The organism is Pirellulales bacterium (assembly GCA_036490175.1).
Taxonomy (GTDB): domain Bacteria; phylum Planctomycetota; class Planctomycetia; order Pirellulales; family JACPPG01; genus JACPPG01.
On sequence record DASXEJ010000101.1, the window covers coordinates 1 to 17,646 of the forward strand.

Sequence of the window (17,646 nt, forward strand, 5' to 3'; positions counted from 1 at the left end):
CTGGGCTATCTGTGGGGTACATGGTTCCCGATCAACAAAAAGATGTGGACATCGTCCTATGTGCTCGTTGCCGGCGGGTACAGTTGCCTGTTTCTGGCGGCGTTCTATCAGTTGATTGACATCTGGCAATGGCGCCGCTGGTGCCTGCCGTTCGTGATCATTGGCAGCAACGCGATCTTCATCTACATGGCATCCGAACTAATTCCGTTCGATCAAATCTCGCTACGATTTGTCGGCGGCGATGTGGCCGAGCACTTGGGCCGTTTGTCGGGGGTCGTTGCCGCGACAGTCCAGCTGGGGCTCGAGCTGGCGATCCTATGGTGGCTATACACAAAAAAGATTTTCATCCGGATCTAACGACGGCCAAATCCAAGGCCACCCTTGTTTGTTGATCGACCGGTTGCGAACCCATCATGCCGGTCCCTCTTCGGTATCGAAACCTGCCAGTGAGGCGGGCATCTTCGGCACGCGCAGCGTAACGCCCGCAGGCGTCTTCAAGGCCAGGAAACTTCTGCGCGCTTGCCATTGCGATAGTTCGCGCACTTCCGCGAATGACAACACCGGCTCGACGCAGGAATCAGAGTCGCCGAATATTTCGATCCATTCGGCACGCGTTTTCGTCGCAAATACTTCGGCCAATCGTGACTCGATATTGTCGACGTCGGGGCAGCCATGAAACCTGGCAGTTGCCATTTCCGGCAGTCTCAATCGTTCGCAGACCGAGACCCAGAATTTTGGCTCCAGCGCTCCGACGGTGATATGATGATCATCGCTGGTGCGGAAGATGCGATAGCATGGGGCGCCGCCGCTGAGGAGTTCGCCGTCGCGCTGTGGGTTGCTGCCGAGGGCGTCGGCAGCCGCGAACAACGTTGCCATGAGCGGCAAAAGTTGCTCGGACATGCTGACGTCGATGTGCCGGCCCCGATTGGTTTTGTGCCGTTCGAGCAGGGCTGCCAAAATTAGCATAGCCGCCGCATACGAGCCCGCGGCCGTGTCGGCTACTTGCAACTGGGGATTTGGAGTCGTTGCTGCGTTGCCGCCAGCAATCGACAGCACCCCGGCCAGCGCCTGGTAGTTCAAGTCATGTCCGGCACGCTGCGCGTAGGGGCCTGTCTGTCCGTAGCCCGAGATGCTGCACAGGACGATGCGCGGATTGATTTCACTGAGCTTCGCATAACCTATTTGCAGCTTGTCGATCACACCTGGACGGAAGCCCTCAAGGACCACATCCGCCGTGCGCACCAGTTCGTAAAACCGTTCGCGATCCGTGGGCTCTTTCAGATTCAGCGTGAGGATCTCTTTGCCGCGATTAATCGTCGCATATGTGGCCGAGACGTCGCCGGCCATCGGCGGCCAGTACGCCATATAGTCGCCAGGCGCGGGGGGTTCGACCTTTGTCACACGTGCGCCGAGATCGCGCAGGATCTGCGTCGCCAGTGGACCTGGCAATAGCAGAGACAGGTCGATTACATGACAGCCCTCGAGCGGCGCCATCTGGCAAAGCCTCTTGATCCCTGCTGCTGATCATGAGCGGTGCAGTATGCACACGGTCCGCCAGCAATGCATTTCTCGTTGCCAAACTACCATCTGGCCGGCGCGACGGCCATGCACACTGCAGGTGTTGCTAACACGTTGGACCGTGGGGCGGCTGCCAGATCGGTCACCTATGCTCGCTGGGCGGTAACGCACGCGTTAGAATATGCGGCGGCAAGTTCGGCACCCTCCCACCCTCTTCGAGCCCCTGCCGTGCAACAAATCAAGATTTTCAAAGGCATTGAAAATGATCTCGCAGCACTCGAAACGGAGGTGAACTCCTGGCTCGTCGAGTCTAGAGCCGAGGTGATTCATATCTTTGGCAACATGGCGCCGCAAAGTGGCGTCGCCGACGGAAAAAGCACAGGCCTCTCGCACAGCGATTTTCCGCCCTCTGACGTGCTGCTGATTGTGCATTACCGAAAACGATAGTTTGTCGGGCGGCGAACCATCTGGCAGATCCATTTGTCTCTGGCACAGTAGTGCGACACGCCGACCTGCAACAGTGATCACTGAAACACGTGGTTACCGCGGCTTCTTGTCATTGGGTACGCGTGCGAATGCAGCGCATTGTTTGCATTCTCCTTCCTGCAAAAGAGCACGAGATGCCTACTCCCGTTTTTCACGTTGACGCCTTCAGCGATCACATATTTGGCGGTAATCCCGCTGCGATTTGTCCCCTGGACAATTGGCCGGGCGAAGAAACTTTGCAGGCCATTGCCGCCGAACACAATCTTTCAGAGACGGCCTACCTACGTCAGGTATCGCCGGGCCGTTACGAGCTGCGCTGGTTCACACCGGCGGTCGAGGTGGATCTGTGTGGCCACGCCACCCTGGCCGCGGCGCTGATTGTGTTTGCAGAGTTGGAGCCTGACCTTGCTGATATCGCCTTTGAAACACGGAGTGGGCAACTTAAAGTTCGCCGCGTGGGTGATCGTCTGGCGATGGATTTTCCATCGCGCCGACCTGTGCCGTGCGAGCCGCCGCACGAGTTAATTGCGGGCCTTGGCGCAAATCCGGCAACTGTGCTCAAGTCGCGGGACTTTCTGGCCGTCTACGCGTCGGAGGACGCAATTCGCGAACTGCAGCCGGATTTTTCGGTGCTCAAGCGACTGCCCAGTTTAGGGGTAATCGTCACGGCGCCTGGCAAGAACGTCGACTTCGTATCCCGTTTCTTCGCGCCGCAGGCCGGCATCAACGAAGACCCGGTCACCGGATCGGCTCACTCGACGTTGACGCCCTACTGGGCCGAGCGTTTGGGAAAATCGCAATTGCACGCCCGCCAAATCTCGACGCGTGGTGGAGAGCTGTGGTGCTCCGATTTTGGCGATCGTGTTGAAATTGCCGGCCATGCCGTACTTTTTTCCCGTGGCATGATCCACCTTTAAGGCGACCACCATCAATGTGGACGTGGATGGTGGTTCGCGTGCGCATCCCAAACTGCCCGTTTCACCGCCGAGTCGTGATGTGGGGATAAGAAAGGGGCCGCCCAACGGCGGCCCGGAAAAAGCGGCGGCCCGAGTTAAACGGGCTTTTTCCCGATGTTGCAACCATCGGGCGAGGTTCGACCTCCCCGCCACTGTGCACGCCCCGACATGCACTACGTGTATCTATTTTTCCAGGGTAGTTGGCGGTTGGGGGGCGTCAACAGGTGGCCGCAACTGAAAATCTCATGAAATAATGGCTTCTTGGCAGCCTCGCTCAACGTGGCGACGATGACCCGCTTGCCTGGTCAGTTTGAGAACGAGTCCCGACGATTCCGACCCGGCCTTGGGGCAGGCTATGTCGGCTCGTTCATTCCGGGAAGTTGGCTAGAATGGCGACGTGCCTTCGTTACCGACGCGGAATTGCCATTCTACGAAAGTGAGCACGATGATCGCCGGTCAGGGAATTCAATTTGGCGGTGAGGAGCATTTCCAAGCATCGCCCGAGCGGCTTTATACGCAACTCACCGAATTTGACGCCATGACCCGCACGATTCCAGATCTCGTGTCCGCGGAACCGATCGACGAGCATTCGCTACGCTGCGTGGTTCGGCCTGGCCTGTCATTTCTGCGCGGCTCGCTTAGGCTCGTTATTGCGCTAGCGGATCTCAAACGGCCCGAAGAAGCCACCATGAAAATCGACGCGCAGGGAATCGGCGTTTCGATGCGCATCAACTCGACACTGCGGATTGCCGCCGAGAACGGCGGCTCGAAGCTAACCTGGCAGGCCGAGGTCGGCGAGATGCGCGGCTTGGCAGCCGCCTTGAGTCCCGGCCTCGTCAAGGCCGCCGCCGATCAGGTCATTCGACACGCCTGGACTCAGGTGCGCAAGCAGTTGGGCGAGTGAACAGATCGCCACCACAAGTGCCGCGTTGGTGCGGGCACTACCGACTTGTGGGTAACATAGCACGAGTGCGCCATTACTGGAATGCGGCGAAGTCTTTCCCCAATAGTGCGGTGGCGATCTTCAGCTTCATGATTTCGTCGGTTCCTTCATAGATGCGGCACACGCGCACATCTTGCAAATGTCGGCCGACGCGATAAAGCTCGGACCAGCCTCGGCCGCCAAAAATCTGTACGGCCCGATCCGCGGCGTCCCAGGCCGCATTGGATGCAAAGAGTTTCGCCTCGGCTACGTGGAAATCGGCCGCAGCAGCCAGATTTGCGTCGCCCGGTTGTTGATCGCTGGCGGATTTGGCCTGCGCTGCCCGCTCGACGAGTGCGTCGCTGGCGGCGCGGTCCATTTCAATGCCGGCAATGTGCTCTTGCACGAGTTGGTGCCGACCAATCGGCTTGCCGTGCTGCACGCGCGAGCGGGCGTAGGTTAAGGCCTCGGCCAGGCAGTCCTCAATGACGCCCAAACACCCGGCAGCAACGCTCAGCCGACCTGATACCAGGGTTCCCATGGCGATACGAAAGCCGCTCCCTTCCTCGCCCAGCAGGTTCTCCTCGGGCACGGGATGGTCGGTCATTTGAAACATGCCAGTATTGGCCGTGAACATGCCGGGCTTGGCGTGCAAGTCTTCGGCCTCGAACGTCGTACCCACGGTATCGACGATAAACGCACTCATGCGACGATCCTTGCCGCTCTTGCCTTCGGGATATCCAAACGCGACGACGGCGTTGGCAATACCCCCATTGGAAATCAAATACTTCACGCCATTCAGCAAGAAATGTTTCCCTTGCCGGCGATAGGTCGTGGTCATTTCCAGCGGATTACTGCCAGCGTCGGGCTCGGTTAGCCCAAACGCCAGGATCATTTCACCTCGCGTCGAGGGGGGCAGATAACGGCCATGCTGGTCTGCATTGCCGTAACGCATGATGGGGTATTGGCCAATCGAGGTCTGACCCGAAAAGAAAGTGCGCACGCCCGTACCTTCGCGCCCAATGCGTGCTAGCGCGCGGGCGTACGTGACCGAATCCGCGCCGCGACCGCCATATTCGACGGGGACCGGCATGCCGAGCAAATTGTATTTCTTGGCCAGCTCGATGGTTTGGTCATTGAAGCGGTGTTCGACATAGCACAGCTCTTCGCTGGGGCGTAGTTCCTGGCAATAGGCTTCGACATCCGCGAGCAGCTTTTGGCGAGAATCTGTGGTCATGAGATTTCCTGGCAGGGCCGTGGAAACGTGCAAGTCGTAAGAGCGCGAAACGCATCGTCATTCTAGCGCGGCGATCGAGGCTCGAAAGACGCGCCGCCTGTGAATCGCGCCGTCGCGATGCGCAAAACGGACAGCGGCGAATAGACAAAGGGCTATGTCGTCGGTAAACCGTTTGACGTCGATTGCCGAACCAGTAACCGACGCAGGTGTACTTCGAGACAGCCGGCCAGGATACCGGGGTTGTAGCCCCCCTCCAAGATGCTGACCAGCCGGCCGCCGGCATAGGCATCTGCCACGTCCAGCACGGCGTCTGAGAGCGGCTCGAAGTCCTCCGTTTCCAGGCCCAACGAACCGACCGGATCGGCAGTGTGACTGTCGAAACCGGCACTGACGAGGACCAATTGCGGCTTCATTCGTGCCGCGAACCGCTCCAGCTCGTCGCGAAAACCCCGCACGTACTCGGACCTTGGCATGCCAAACTCGATCGGTAGGTTGAGCGTCGTTCCTAACGCGTCCCCTGTGCCCGTTTCATCCTTCCAGCCTGTTCCCGGATAAAACGGCCAGCGATGGATCGACATAAAGCCGACGCGAGGATCTTCCCAAAATGTGGCCTGTGTGCCATTGCCGTGATGCACGTCCCAATCGACCACTAGCACGCGTTCCAACCCTAACCTGTGCGTAGCCGCCGCGGCGGCAATGGCGATATTGTTGAACAGACAGAATCCCATAGCCGAGTCTGCCAGGGCATGATGCCCCGGAGGCCGTACTAGGCAAAGTGCCTGACGATCGTTGCCCTGCACGACCTGGGTGACGGCATCGACGGCAGCGCCAGCAGCTAGTCGGGCTACATCGTAGCTGGCAGGACTGACGAGCGTATCGGCCTCGATATGTCCGCCTCCGTTACGGGCAAAAGCTGCCAGTTCGCTGGCATAGGCGCGAGAATGGACGAGATTTAAATCTTCGTCCGAAATGGGCTCCCAGCGAGTGGACTGGCACCGCTTGTCGATCCCCGTACGAGCGAGATGGGCTACGATCTGCTCAAGCCGTTGCGGGCGTTCAGGATGGGCGCCGGTGCGATGCTCTAAAAACCTGGGGTCGTAATAGAGGAGCGTCATTGGCAACGGCCCCTTAGTTTGGGCCCGCCCCGGTAGGTCAAACAATTAGCGTCCCTGATGCCGTCACTCTAGCGCAGTTGGGCGTGGCCTGTCAAACTGCGGGGATAGCCGCTGGCAATGCTCGGAAAGGCCCGATTTTCCCGGCTATCGCAAACGCGCAAACTGCTGGCGTGTTAAGGAGAAACAGCTTGACGCCGTTCTCGATTTGGTGGTAGCCTAGAATGTTGTGTATTAGCTGCGGAAGCAGGCGAATTCCTTTCCGAATCGAGGGGCCGTCGGCGGCCCCATGTGAGGCGTTTTGTTCCGTGCGAACGGGACCCAGCGCGAGCAACTCGTCGAGCGGATCACATCTGTCTTTGCTCGCGTCCCCGACATTTACGTAATGAAAACAGCGGCGATACCTTTGCGCGGCGGCGGTTTGGTTGTCGCGCAATGGGACGCGGATTACGATTTGTGACCATGCTAGCAAATGCTTGCAATTTCTGGCGCACGTTGTTTCTGGCCACAGCCGGAGCCGGCGTGCTACTGCCTGCGCTTTCCCCGGTCGCTCATGCGGCCGACGCCCGCCCCAAGCAGTACAAGACTTGGGTAGGAACGGTCAAAGACCCGGCCGAATGGAAGTCCAAACGCACGACCATCACTGAGGGGGGCGTAGCGCCGGACGAGGCATCCCAGGAGATGTTTAACCAGCATTGCAAGTTCATCATTGCCGATCTGACAGGTCGCACCAACGACTGGAAATTTCATGACAAGCGCCAGACGGTGCGCAAGGAGCTTTATAATCTTGGCACCAAGCCCAGCATGGCTCTGCACGATAGCCTAGTGGCGATGCTGCATTTGACGCTACCCAAGGCGTTTGAAAACGAGGATTTCTTTCCGGCCGCGCGAGTCGCGTGCCTGCTTCTTTATGGGGACCTCAACAGCAAGGAAGGGGCGCTCAACGGCTCCGGTGCTGTGCCTCTCGGCACGGCATTCTCGAAGCTGCTCGAGGTTCTCAAGAACCAAGGGGGCAAATACCCCACTTATCTGCAGATCGACGCGTTGGTCGGCGTGGCTCGCCATGTCGAGGTTGCCGGTACGGCCGATAGTCGTCGCGCCCTGGCGCAAACGATGTTGGATTGGCTACAAAAGCCGGCGGCCGAAGGCGTCTCGGATGACGTCCACAACTACATGCGTCGCCGTGCGAGCGACGTCCTGCGCATGCTGGCGACCAAAGGCCCTGAGGCCAATTCACCTGACATAACCAACGCCCTGCGTCAATTTGCCGCCGACGAGGACGCGCGTTTGGACGATCGTTGTGAATCGATTCGCACCATTGGTCTGCTCGACAAAAAGAGCTTCTCTGACAAAAACATCTCGACCGTGGCTCGCACGATTGCCTTACTGGCGGCCGAAGTAGGTCGCCAAACGGCCGCACCCGCCCTGGAAATCGTCCCTGAGGTGGCGCCAACCGCCAACGGCGCGGATCCTGCTGATCCTGCGGCTGCGGCAACGGATGCCCCTGCGGACGCGGCTGCCCCGGATGCAGCGGCGGAGTCCCCGGCCGCGGTTGTCGTGGCGGCGAAGCCGGTCGAGCCGCCCGTCGCCGAAGTGGAGCAGGCGGCGGTCAAATCTCAGGCCGTTCTCCCACCGGAGTTGCAAACCTATTTTCTGAGTTGCTTGCGGTCGGGTCTCAGCGGGACAGATGCGAGCCATGGTGTGGCAAGCGCCGCCAAGGCCGATAATAAGCAGCTTGTCGGTGACCTGACCACGAAAATCGACGCCATGGTCGACATCGTCAAGAAAAAGAAAAAGGACGAGAAGCTCAACGAAGTCGAGATTAAGAAGTTACGCGATCTGGCAACGGGTTTGGAAACGATCATCGGACACGGACCCGGCGCACCGGACGCCGCGACGGAGCAAGCACGCGTGCCCTAGTCGTGAAGTTCAACGGTGCTGGCTCGTAGTTATTTGATTTGCGGCTGACGGATGTAGTGCGTAGGTTGCACGGCGGCATCCGGCAGAAATGGATTTCTGTACGAGGCAAAAGGATTTGCCGTCGATGTTTGGTTGTCGAACAATATGGCCGTCGCTGCTCTGCGGCCTGCTGGTCTGCGCCGCCCTTGTGGCCGGCTGTCGGACGCTCGAACCGCCGACGGATTTGGCCGCCGCCATGTCGCTGTCGGATGCGGACGTTCCGCCAGTATCTCGCGGCTTGGGAATAGATCCTCGTCCCACGGCCACCGTGGAGTCGCCCGTTACCAAGCCCGCTGAGCCGCAGGAACTGAAGGTTCCTACCGAATTGGCGGACGATCGCTGGCTGCCAACGCCCTCCGATCCCGATTCCGGCGCGGAACCGACGTACCGCTGGCAACACGTCGGACTGGATGCGCTGATCGCCGGGTGGCATGGCAAGCACCCCGACTTCGCCCTGTTCCTGTCTGACGACGACGCGGTCGTTGTCGCCAACACTGCCATCTTGCTGGCGCGATCCGGCGACAGCACGATCGATCGTTGCCTGGCCGAAGCCGTCTGCAACAAGAATCTGAAGCTGCCGCTACGGCGCGCCAGCGTCGAAGCCCTAAGCGGTTTAGACAGCGCCCTGGCGGGCCCTGCCCTAGGGGAATTGTTGGATGATTTCGGGACGTCCGTCGCCGATGGTTATTCCGTTGAATTGCACGCTGACCTGCTAAGGGCGCTTGCCCACCACGTCGACGCGGCGGCTAGCTCGTGCTTTGCCGATGCGCTTCAGACCGACGAAGGTGACGTCCGCCAGGCTGGACTGTACGCCTATACGATTAGCGGCGCGGGAGTCTTGCCGGCCAGCGCTATCGAGTTACGTAGCGACCGAGATCCGCGGGTGCGTGCCGCGACATTGGAATGCCTGGCAACACGCCGTCACCCGCAGGCGCTACAATGTGCCCGCGAAGCGCTCACGGATTTCCATCTCGATGTGCGGCTAGCGGCGATTCGCGCGCTGGGCGAGTTGGGGGGAGATGATGCACGTGCGACCTTGCAACGATTACTGATCCACGAGCCCGAGGCCGTTCGCTCGGGCGCGGTCTTGGCCTTGGCTAAGTCGGGCGACGACGTCACGGTGTTCGCGTCGACAAACGACCCCTCCTGGCAAGTTCGGCGCTGCGTGGCCCGATCGCTCGCGTACTTTCCCACGGCCCGCGGCGAAACGATTGCCCGCCAATTACTTGCCGATCGCAGCGGCGAAGTACGCCGGGCCGTGGTGTACGCGCTGGATAGTTGGCCGCTGGCGGCTGCCGGCCCGATTCTGCTGACCTCTTTGGCCGAAGCACCGTACCCGACGCGCAAGCAAGCGGCCGAACAATTGGCTCGCCGCTGGCCACCATCGCAACGCTACTCGGCCGATGCACCACCGGAAAGCCGGGCTGAACAGATGGCCGCGCTGCAAGCGGCCTGGCAGGCGACCAATGTCAGTGGAGAGCCCTGGGCAATCAGCATACCGCCACGACCAGCCGGTGACCCGGCACAGGGCGATCAGTTGCAATTAGCGTCGTTGACTGCACATCCAGCGATACCACTACCCAACGACCAGGTTGCCGGACTACTTGGCGAACTCAGTTCGGACGAGGTTGATCGGCGCCGCGCTGCGGCCAAGCAATTGGCGGTCATGGCAGCCGAGCAGCCCCTTGAGCTAGCAAGCGTCGAGATGCTGGCAGAATTGGGAATGGCTGAGACCGATGCTCTGGTGTGGCGCGAAATGCTCGACGCAGTTCACTCTGACGGCAGCCCACCGGCCGTGCGATTGGCTTACGTCGGCACCGGACACACCGCCGCCGAAGTGCGTAGGCTGTCGTGCGGATACCTGGCTGCCCATAGCGATCCACGCCATCTGGCTGTTTTGGGACGATTGCTCGATGATCCCAACAGTGCCGTTGTGCGAAGCGCGGTCGAGGCCTTCGGAGTACGAGGCGCTCTATCGGAACCGGCGCTTTTAGAACGTTTGCTGACCGACGAGGATGGCACACTGCGCGTTGCCGCGGCACGGAGCCTGGCCATCAACGGTTACGATTCTGGTCCCGTAGCGCTCGTGCGGCTGTCGGGCGATTCCGCCGCGGAAATCCGCCGACAGGCCGTGACGGCGATGGGGCAGTTGCGCGACGCCATGTACGTCGAGTCGCTCGTCGCCCGCCTTGATGACGAGTTGAGTGTGAAGGTCGCCAGCGTCGCCAGCCTCACTCAGATCGTCGGCTCGGACGTCACGCTCGGTCAAGGAGATGGTCCTCCGCCGCTGGCCGATCAGGTGAGCAGCTGGAAGCAGTGGTGGGATAACCAGCGCCCCGTGGCGGCGAACGCCAGCGATTCGCCCGCTGCGACAACGGCACTTTTGCCGTCACGAACAACTCGATAACCATTGCCAACCGGTTGGCGCTCAAGCCGAGGTCCCTATAACCACTGCTGTGCGAAGTCGCAGAGTGGTGACAGCGCCTCGGACCGATAAAGTCCGCCGATCGCTAACCAGAAAAGTGATTTTACGGCCGATAAGCTCACGGCCAGACCGATCAGGAGCGCCACCAGGCAGGCTTCGAGTCCGGTCATCTGCAACGGCGGATACATGGTGCGTGGCATGGTCGCATCGAAGCCGCGGGCCGTTAGTGAAGTCGCCAGAATGCCCGCACGTCGCAGTGCCGCCGCGACGACGGGTACGAGCAGCGCCGCCTCGATTTTCCATGACCGCCACGCGCGGCGGCCGAGACCGGCGAGCCGTGGTCGATATCCGCGCAATTGGCACGATCGCCGAACGGTGGTCCACTGATCGATCATCGTCGGCAAAAACCGCAGTGCGGCCACTGCCATGAAACCGACAGCGGCGGGCACGCGCAGCCAAATCAGCGCTGCCAGCAGACGTTCTGGCCCCGTCGAAAGGCAAACCGACAGGCCCGCGAGCAGCATGGCATTCATTCGTAGCGATTGCACCAGCCCATACAACGCCCCCTGCCAATGTAATTGCACTCCTGGAAAGTCGACAGGCCCAATCGCGAACGGCCTGATAAGGGTCACCAGGGGTGGGGTATCGGCGTCGGCCGGGTAGAACATCGCCTGGCTAAGCGCGGTCCCCCACACGACGGTCAACAGAAATCCCGCGACGACAAGCCACACCCGCGGCGTCCAACCGACGTTTAAAGCAACCAGCGAGGACGCGAGGAACAGGGCCAAGAGTCCGCTCGTGGAATCAATCAGGATCGCAGCCAGCGACACGGTGATTAGCCATGCTATTTTCAGACGTGGATCGCGTCTTGCCATCCACGTATCGTCGCGCCCTGAGAGAAGTTCCACGTAGCTCATGGACCTCTCCGTGAACGTGTTTCCGGATTAGCAGTAGGCGTCGGATTCGATTCCTTGGTAGCGTTATGCTCTCGCATTCGGTGCTGAGCCGCCGCGGCGTCACGGCTTGATAACCGCGCTAGACGTAATGTCTCTTGGTTGCCCAATAACTCTCCGGCTGGCCCGTCGACGATGAGGCGCCCCTCCGCCAGAACCATAGCCCTACTGGCGAACCGTGCGACCAGTTGCACATCGTGGGTTGTAAACAGCGCCGCGCCGACGCGGCGCGATCTGACCGCGGCGCCGACGGCCGACATCAAGCGGTGTACTTCGACCGGATCTTGCCCCGTGGTCGGTTCGTCGAGCATGAGCAGCTGCGGACGAAGGGTCAGTGCTGACGCCGTGGCGACTCGCAATCGTTGACCCTGGCTGAGCGCTAGCGGTGGTTCATCGAGCTTGTCCGCCACCGCCATTGCTGCGGCCGCCTCGTCGACACGATCGTGTACCTCGGCCACGGAAAGTCCGAGCTGCCGCGGTCCAAATGCCAGCTCTTCGCGGACGGTTCGACAGAAGAGCGTTAGGTCGGGATTCTGCGGTATCAGAGCCAACGGGGCCCTCCCTTGTTCGGCAGGCGCCAGGGTCAAGACACCGGTCGTCGGCTGAACTAACCCCGCCAAAACGTGCAGTATCGTGCTCTTTCCCGAACCGTTCGCGCCCACAATCGCGATGTGCTCGCCGACGTCGATCCGAAAGCTGACGTCCGACCAGACCGGCTCTTGGCGACCGGCAAAGCGTTGCGAGATCCGATCGACATGTACAAGTGTGTCGGTGGTCGTCGATGGTATCCGTGCAGTTGGTTGTATAGGCGCGACTAGCCTTGGTTCGAGGTCTGCGACTGTGTTTGCGGAAAGGCCTACTTCGCCCAGTGCTGACACGAGATTGGCCTCTCGTGCAGGGCGGTCCATGACGACACGCCCGCAATCAAGCACCAGCACTCGGTCGACGCGACTTGCGAGATCTTCGAAGCGGTGTTCGGCAACCACGATCGTGAGCCCTTTGCCGCGCAGTCGCTCCAGCAGGTCGAGCAATTCCACGGCTCCCTGGTAGTCGAGCTGCGCCAGCGGCTCGTCGAGCAGCAATAGTCGCGGGCCCATGGCCAGCACGCTAGCCAGCAGTAGACGGGATTTCTGACCGCCCGATAGCGTGTGTGTCGACTGCCTGCGCTGCGGCGCAAGACCGAATCGATCGAGCCACTGTGATATCCGGCGATCGATCTCGTCCACGGGTAGGCACAGATTCGCCAATCCAAAGGCGATTTCATCCGCAACTGTGGTTGTGCAAAGCTGTTCGTCGGGCGATTGCGGCACCAGTCCGGCCGAACTTGCCAGCTCAAGCAGCTGTGCGGTGCGTGTATCCAGACCGAAGACGCGCACCCGTCCGAACATTGTGCCCGCGGCTTGTTGCGGGATTAGGCCAGCGAGTGCGCGCAGAAGTGTCGACTTCCCAGAGCCGGTTTTTCCGGCGACCAGTGTCCAACTGCCCGCAGCTAGCGACAACGAAACATCGTCGATCGATGGTGTCTCGCGCCCCATAAACGTATAGCAAAGTCCGTCGGCAACGACCGCCGCTTCATGGTGCGGAACGGGGCTCATGGTGAGATCCTCCGCAGCCGCAAGCCGAGAATTATGCCACACCCCGCGCCGACGCCGCCGTAGATGAGTCCCGTAACGAGCGATACGGCCAATTTGTACCACTCGTCAAAGAATAGCCGCAGTAGCGCTTCGTAAAGCGCATATTGCGCATACATCGCCAAGGCGTTGGCCAGTCCGATTGCCAATCCTCCCCGAATTACGAACGACCAATCGACAGCGTCGCTGGTCGAACTTGGTGGACGTCCGGTCGTCACGCCAAAGAGCGCGGCGATCGATTCGTGCAAGGCAACGCTGATGGCGACGAAGACCAGGGCGATAAGGCTAACCTGGCCACTGGTGATGACATTCAACACAAAAAGCGTGATTAACGAGAGTGTCAGTGGACCTGGCCGCGGCAATAGCGCTACGAGCACGCCTAGAAAGAGGCAGGACAACCCTTTGCTTCCCAGCCCGTCGACGAATACGTACAGCGGTCCCAGGATCGCGCCGAAGATCGAACCGATCAGCCGGGCCGCGTACGACACGGCAAATTGAAGTCCGGCGATCGAGGCAATCGTGGCCAACCCCCGATTGCCGATGCCCCGAACAACGCGACGCCAGCCTAATGCCAGCAGAATAATCGCTGCCACGACGACACCTAACGAGAGCCGGACCAGCAAGGCATTCCCGCCGGCCTCGCCCGAAGACTCCCGGGCCAGCGACTCGCAAATAACGGGAAGGGCAAACGTCGCAGCCATTCCCGACCAGCCCAGCGCCGCCAGGATGTCATCGCGGGTACGATGCGTTCTCTGCTGGACAGGCGTGGATGTCATAAGCCTCTGCCATTCGCCAGAGCGAGAGAGTCGTGCCCTGGCCGCAGAAAAGTCCTGCGCGGGTGAAAAGAGCCTGGGAAACAACGGGACCCTGGTGTGGGTATTAACGCGGTAGCCAGAATCCGGCTGCGACGGCCGCGATAGGTAAGAAATCAATAGTTAGTATAAAAATTTTTGTGTTGTCAGCCCCTGCCCCCTCGTATGGCAGCCGTGTTATAAAGGTAAATCTGTACCAAATAGGGTTTTTTGGTTAGCCGGCCCGATGCGCAGTTTACCGGGCTCGCCAGCTTAATCCTCTCGCAATCTTCGCTCCAGTAGACAGCAGGAATCTCTCGCTATGCCCGAGGCGTCCCATATCAAGTTATCGATGGCCGAACCGGACATCGCAGTGCTTACGTTCGATGCTGCCGAAAAGGGGGCCAACGTCCTCTCGCGGCCCGTTCTGGAGGAACTCGAGAAGCATCTCGACGATCTGGAGAAGCGCAAGGATCTGAAAGGTCTGATTATCGATTCGGCAAAGCCGGGCATTTTCATTTTCGGTGCGGATGTGCGAGAGTTCCTCGCCGCCAAGAACATCACACGCGAGCAAAAGGTCGAGTTGGCGACGCGCGGCCGCAAGCTTTTTCAGCGGTTGTCGCACTATCCCTGTGTGACCGTGGCCGCGATCGATGGGGGTTGCTTCGGCGGCGGGGCCGAACTATCGATGTGGTGCGACCGTCGCATCATGTCCAACAGCCCTAAGGCCCAGATGGGCTTTCCCGAGGTCAAGCTGGGCATCTATCCCGGTTGGGGTGGCACCGCCCGCGCACCGCGGATCATTGGCTTGTCCAACGCCGTGGAGATGGCGACCGGCGGCGAGAATGTCGACGCCCGCACGGCCTTCACCATGGGGCTGGTGTCTGATGTTGTGGCGAGCGACAAGCTACGCCAAGCCGCAATCAATCTGATCCGTGCCGAGAACAAGTCACAGCGGTACTTGCAAGATCGCCAGACCTGGGACGGTCCGCTACCGATCGACGAGACCGAGCTGATGTTCCTGGGGGTCACGGCGTCGGCCTACATCCAACAACAAACGAAGGGGCAGTACCCGGCGCCGCTGGCGGCGCTAGATGTCATGATTGGCGCTGCCGGCAGCGATATCGAAGCCGCCTGCCAGGCCGAGGCCGAGGGTTTTGCCGACCTGTTTGGCTCGCCGATCAATCGCTCATTGTTAAACGTCTTCTTTCTTACCGATCGCAACAAGAAAGAGACGGGCATCGCCAACCCCAATATCAAACCACGGCCGATCACATCGGTCGGTATTTTTGGCGCCGGCATCATGGGAGCAGGAATTGCCGCCGCTTCGGTCCGACGAGAGATGGGCGTAACAATCACCGACGCCATGCCGAAGGCCTTGGCCGGCGGCGTGCAAAAGATCTTGGAAGAAGTTTCGTTCAATAAGGCCACCCGTGGCGCCGATCCGCAGCGGATGCTCAAGTATGTGCCGCTAGTTAACGGCACGGTCACGGACAGCGAATTCGGCCAATGTGACTTGGTGATCGAAGCGATTATCGAAATGCCCGAGGCCAAGCAGGAACTTTACGCTCGGATCGAGCCGAAGTTGAAGGACGGCGCCATTCTGGCTTCGAACACCTCGGCCATTTCGATCACGCGCTTGGCTGAGAAGCTCAAGCATCCGGATCGCTTCTGCGGGATCCATTTCTTCAATCCCGTCCGCAAGATGCCCTTGGTGGAAGTGATCCGTGGCGCCAAAACCAGCGATGAGACGATCGCCACGGCCGTGGCCTATGCCAAGACCATCGGTAAGTCTCCGATCGTGGTCAACGATGGTCCGGGCTTCTTGGTGAATCGACTGCTGCTCCCCTATATGACCGAGGCGCTCGAGTTGTTGCGCGAAGGGGTTGAAATCAAGGCGATCGAACGTGCCGCCAAAGGTTTTGGCATGCCGATGGGACCAATCACGCTCTACGACGTCGTTGGTCTGGATACCTGCTACCACGCCGGGCGCGTGATGCATGAGGCATTTCCGACGCGTGTCGTTGAGTCGCCGATTCTTGAGGCAATGGTTAAGGCCGGCCGCATCGGTCAGAAAGCGGGCGTGGGATTCTTCGCCTATACCGGCAAGCCCGGTCAAGGCACTCCCGACCCGAAGCTGGCCGACGTTATCGGCCCCCACGTTGGCAAGCCGCAAAAACTGGCCGACGACCAAATCATTAACCGGCTGTTCCTTCCCATGGTGCTTGAGGCTACTCGGATTCTGGCCGAGAAGAAGGTCGCCGCGCCGCAGGATGTTGATCTCGGGTTGATCTTCGGTACCGGCTTCCCGCCCTTTAAGGGAGGCTTGTTGTTCTGGGCCGACACGATCGGGGCCGCCAAGATCGTCGAACTATTGAAGCCCTACGCCTCGCTCGGCGAGCGATATCAACCGACCCCGATGCTGGCGGAGTTGGCCGCCAGCAATCGCGGGTTTTACGACTTGAGCCCTTAAAGTGTCCCAAGAGAGAATCGTTATTCGAGGCTCGCGACTTGGGGCGTGTTGTCCTGGTCCCGTACAATTCTTCAAGTGGCAACCCGCGAACGATCGAGTCCACAAGAGCGCACAATCGCGTTCAGGAGATAAGAAGGTATGAAACAAGCTGTTGTCGTCGATTGCGTGCGTACGCCGGTTGGTCGCGCCCATAAAGAGAAGGGGGTCTTTCGCGAGATTCGCTCCGATGATTTGGCCGCGACCGTGGTAAAGGCATTGGTCGAGCGCACCGGAATCGATCCCAACGAGATCGAAGACGTGGTAATGGGCAACACGCAGCAGCAAGGCGAGCAGGGCATGGACGTGGCCCGCATCGTCGGACTGCTGGCCGGACTGCCGTTGGCCACGGGCGGCACGACTGTAAATCGACTTTGTGGCTCGGCTCTGCAAGCGATTAATCAAGCATCGCACGCGATTGTCGCGGGAAGCGAAGACGTGCAGATCGTCGGCGGTTTGGAGCACATGCACCACATCCCGATGGATAAGGACATCGACGTGAACCCCAAGCTCTTTCATCGCACGTCGAAGGGCGCGCTGATGATGGGCTTTACGGCTGAATTTCTCGCACAAACGCAAGGTATCACGCGCGAAGAGCAGGACGCATTCGCACTTCGCAGCCACCAATTGGCCGCCAAGGCGCACGCCAACGGCGAATTCGCTCGCGAGATCGTGCCCATCTGGGGTCGCGACGAAGCGGGCAACCGATTGTTGGTCGAAGTGGATCAGTGCGTGCGGGCCGACGCCACTGCCGAATCGCTAGCCGCACTGAAACCGGCCTTCATGCCCGGCATGGGCACGGTCACGGCTGGCAATAGCTCTCCGTTGAATGACGGAGCGGCCGCGCTGTTGATCATGTCGGACGAGAAAGCCAAATCGCTCGGCTTCAAACCATTGGTAAAGATCGTGGCCACGGCGATCGTGGGCGTCGATCCGGCCGTAATGGGAACCGGTCCTGTTCCGGCCACGCAAAAAGCACTCAAGCGGGCCGGGCTGAAGCTGACGGATATCGATCTCTTCGAGCTCAACGAGGCCTTTGCTTCACAGGCGTTGGCCTGCGTTCGCATGCTGGGTATCGACCAAGATAAGGTGAACGTACGGGGCGGGTCGATCGCGATCGGCCATCCGCTGGGCGCGAGCGGTGCCC

Annotated in this window: 14 protein-coding genes; 8 read left to right on the plus strand and 6 right to left on the minus strand. The window is 60.2% G+C overall.

Annotated elements, in window-relative coordinates:
• On the plus strand, window positions 1-357 hold a 357-nt coding region (locus VGG64_07165), incomplete at its 5' end, for a hypothetical protein (GenBank protein ID HEY1599365.1).
• A gap of 54 nt (window positions 358-411) precedes the next feature.
• Here VGG64_07165 and VGG64_07170 read toward each other — a convergent pair.
• The gene (locus VGG64_07170) at window positions 412-1,494 is read right to left on the minus strand and encodes a CaiB/BaiF CoA-transferase family protein (protein ID HEY1599366.1); all 1,083 of its coding nucleotides are present in this window, start codon (window positions 1,492-1,494) and stop codon (window positions 412-414) included.
• A 66-nt stretch (window positions 1,495-1,560) separates the two neighbouring features.
• On the opposite strand from VGG64_07170, the gene VGG64_07175 reads away from it, so the two are divergent.
• From VGG64_07175 to VGG64_07185, 3 genes are all read left to right on the plus strand, one after another.
• On the plus strand, window positions 1,561-1,965 hold the full coding sequence (locus VGG64_07175; protein ID HEY1599367.1) for a hypothetical protein: 405 nt from the start codon (window positions 1,561-1,563) through the stop codon (window positions 1,963-1,965).
• 173 nt (window positions 1,966-2,138) lie between these two features.
• A complete protein-coding gene (locus VGG64_07180; GenBank protein HEY1599368.1) occupies window positions 2,139-2,921 on the plus strand; it encodes a PhzF family phenazine biosynthesis protein in 783 nt (260 codons plus the stop codon).
• Window positions 2,922-3,405: 484 nt separating this feature from the next.
• Window positions 3,406-3,864 carry an SRPBCC domain-containing protein gene (locus tag VGG64_07185; protein ID HEY1599369.1) on the plus strand — a complete coding sequence of 153 codons (459 nt, stop codon included), beginning with the start codon at window positions 3,406-3,408 and terminating at the stop codon, window positions 3,862-3,864.
• 73 nt (window positions 3,865-3,937) lie between these two features.
• On the opposite strand, the gene VGG64_07190 is transcribed toward VGG64_07185, so the two are convergent.
• Window positions 3,938-5,119, minus strand: a complete 1,182-nt coding sequence (locus tag VGG64_07190; protein HEY1599370.1) for an acyl-CoA dehydrogenase family protein — start codon at window positions 5,117-5,119, stop codon at window positions 3,938-3,940.
• A gap of 152 nt (window positions 5,120-5,271) precedes the next feature.
• Entirely contained in the window at window positions 5,272-6,234 is a 963-nt protein-coding gene (locus VGG64_07195; GenBank protein HEY1599371.1) for a histone deacetylase, read from the minus strand.
• A gap of 459 nt (window positions 6,235-6,693) precedes the next feature.
• On the opposite strand from VGG64_07195, the gene VGG64_07200 reads away from it, so the two are divergent.
• Window positions 6,694-8,151 (plus strand): hypothetical protein, encoded by a 1,458-nt coding sequence (locus VGG64_07200; protein ID HEY1599372.1) that lies wholly within the window; start codon window positions 6,694-6,696, stop codon window positions 8,149-8,151.
• 124 nt (window positions 8,152-8,275) lie between these two features.
• Window positions 8,276-10,597: a HEAT repeat domain-containing protein gene (locus VGG64_07205; GenBank protein HEY1599373.1), complete on the plus strand. Its 2,322-nt coding sequence runs from the start codon at window positions 8,276-8,278 to the stop codon at window positions 10,595-10,597.
• A 35-nt stretch (window positions 10,598-10,632) separates the two neighbouring features.
• Here VGG64_07205 and VGG64_07210 read toward each other — a convergent pair whose 3' ends face one another.
• Genes VGG64_07210 through VGG64_07220 form a run of 3 tightly spaced genes read right to left on the minus strand, consistent with a single transcriptional unit; the run spans window position 10,633 to window position 13,975 of the window.
• A complete protein-coding gene (locus VGG64_07210; protein HEY1599374.1) occupies window positions 10,633-11,532 on the minus strand; it encodes an energy-coupling factor transporter transmembrane component T in 900 nt (299 codons plus the stop codon).
• The gene (locus VGG64_07215) at window positions 11,529-13,163 is read right to left on the minus strand and encodes an ATP-binding cassette domain-containing protein (GenBank protein ID HEY1599375.1); all 1,635 of its coding nucleotides are present in this window, start codon (window positions 13,161-13,163) and stop codon (window positions 11,529-11,531) included. The genes VGG64_07210 and VGG64_07215 overlap by 4 nt, the downstream gene beginning before the upstream one ends.
• On the minus strand, window positions 13,160-13,975 hold the full coding sequence (locus tag VGG64_07220; protein ID HEY1599376.1) for a hypothetical protein: 816 nt from the start codon (window positions 13,973-13,975) through the stop codon (window positions 13,160-13,162). Before VGG64_07220 ends, VGG64_07215 begins: the two co-directional genes overlap by 4 nt.
• A 337-nt stretch (window positions 13,976-14,312) precedes the next feature.
• On the opposite strand from VGG64_07220, the gene VGG64_07225 reads away from it, so the two are divergent.
• Together VGG64_07225 and VGG64_07230 are read left to right on the plus strand one after the other, a co-directional pair.
• On the plus strand, window positions 14,313-16,463 hold the full coding sequence (locus VGG64_07225; protein HEY1599377.1) for a 3-hydroxyacyl-CoA dehydrogenase NAD-binding domain-containing protein: 2,151 nt from the start codon (window positions 14,313-14,315) through the stop codon (window positions 16,461-16,463).
• A gap of 138 nt (window positions 16,464-16,601) precedes the next feature.
• A partial coding sequence (locus tag VGG64_07230; GenBank protein HEY1599378.1) for an acetyl-CoA C-acyltransferase occupies window positions 16,602-17,646 on the plus strand: 1,045 nt, incomplete at its 3' end.

What these genes read in the sequence shown, in the direction of transcription:
- VGG64_07170 (HEY1599366.1), bottom strand. Translation starts at nt 1,494, where the DNA reads ATGGCGCCGCTCGAGGGCTGTCATGTAATCGACCTGTCTCTGCTATTG.
- VGG64_07175 (HEY1599367.1), top strand. Translation starts at nt 1,561, where the DNA reads ATGCATTTCTCGTTGCCAAACTACCATCTGGCCGGCGCGACGGCCATG.
- VGG64_07180 (HEY1599368.1), top strand. Translation starts at nt 2,139, where the DNA reads ATGCCTACTCCCGTTTTTCACGTTGACGCCTTCAGCGATCACATATTT.
- VGG64_07185 (HEY1599369.1), top strand. Translation starts at nt 3,406, where the DNA reads ATGATCGCCGGTCAGGGAATTCAATTTGGCGGTGAGGAGCATTTCCAA.
- VGG64_07190 (HEY1599370.1), bottom strand. Translation starts at nt 5,119, where the DNA reads ATGACCACAGATTCTCGCCAAAAGCTGCTCGCGGATGTCGAAGCCTAT.
- VGG64_07195 (HEY1599371.1), bottom strand. Translation starts at nt 6,234, where the DNA reads ATGACGCTCCTCTATTACGACCCCAGGTTTTTAGAGCATCGCACCGGC.
- VGG64_07200 (HEY1599372.1), top strand. Translation starts at nt 6,694, where the DNA reads ATGCTAGCAAATGCTTGCAATTTCTGGCGCACGTTGTTTCTGGCCACA.
- VGG64_07205 (HEY1599373.1), top strand. Translation starts at nt 8,276, where the DNA reads ATGTTTGGTTGTCGAACAATATGGCCGTCGCTGCTCTGCGGCCTGCTG.
- VGG64_07210 (HEY1599374.1), bottom strand. Translation starts at nt 11,532, where the DNA reads ATGAGCTACGTGGAACTTCTCTCAGGGCGCGACGATACGTGGATGGCA.
- VGG64_07215 (HEY1599375.1), bottom strand. Translation starts at nt 13,163, where the DNA reads ATGAGCCCCGTTCCGCACCATGAAGCGGCGGTCGTTGCCGACGGACTT.
- VGG64_07220 (HEY1599376.1), bottom strand. Translation starts at nt 13,975, where the DNA reads ATGACATCCACGCCTGTCCAGCAGAGAACGCATCGTACCCGCGATGAC.
- VGG64_07225 (HEY1599377.1), top strand. Translation starts at nt 14,313, where the DNA reads ATGCCCGAGGCGTCCCATATCAAGTTATCGATGGCCGAACCGGACATC.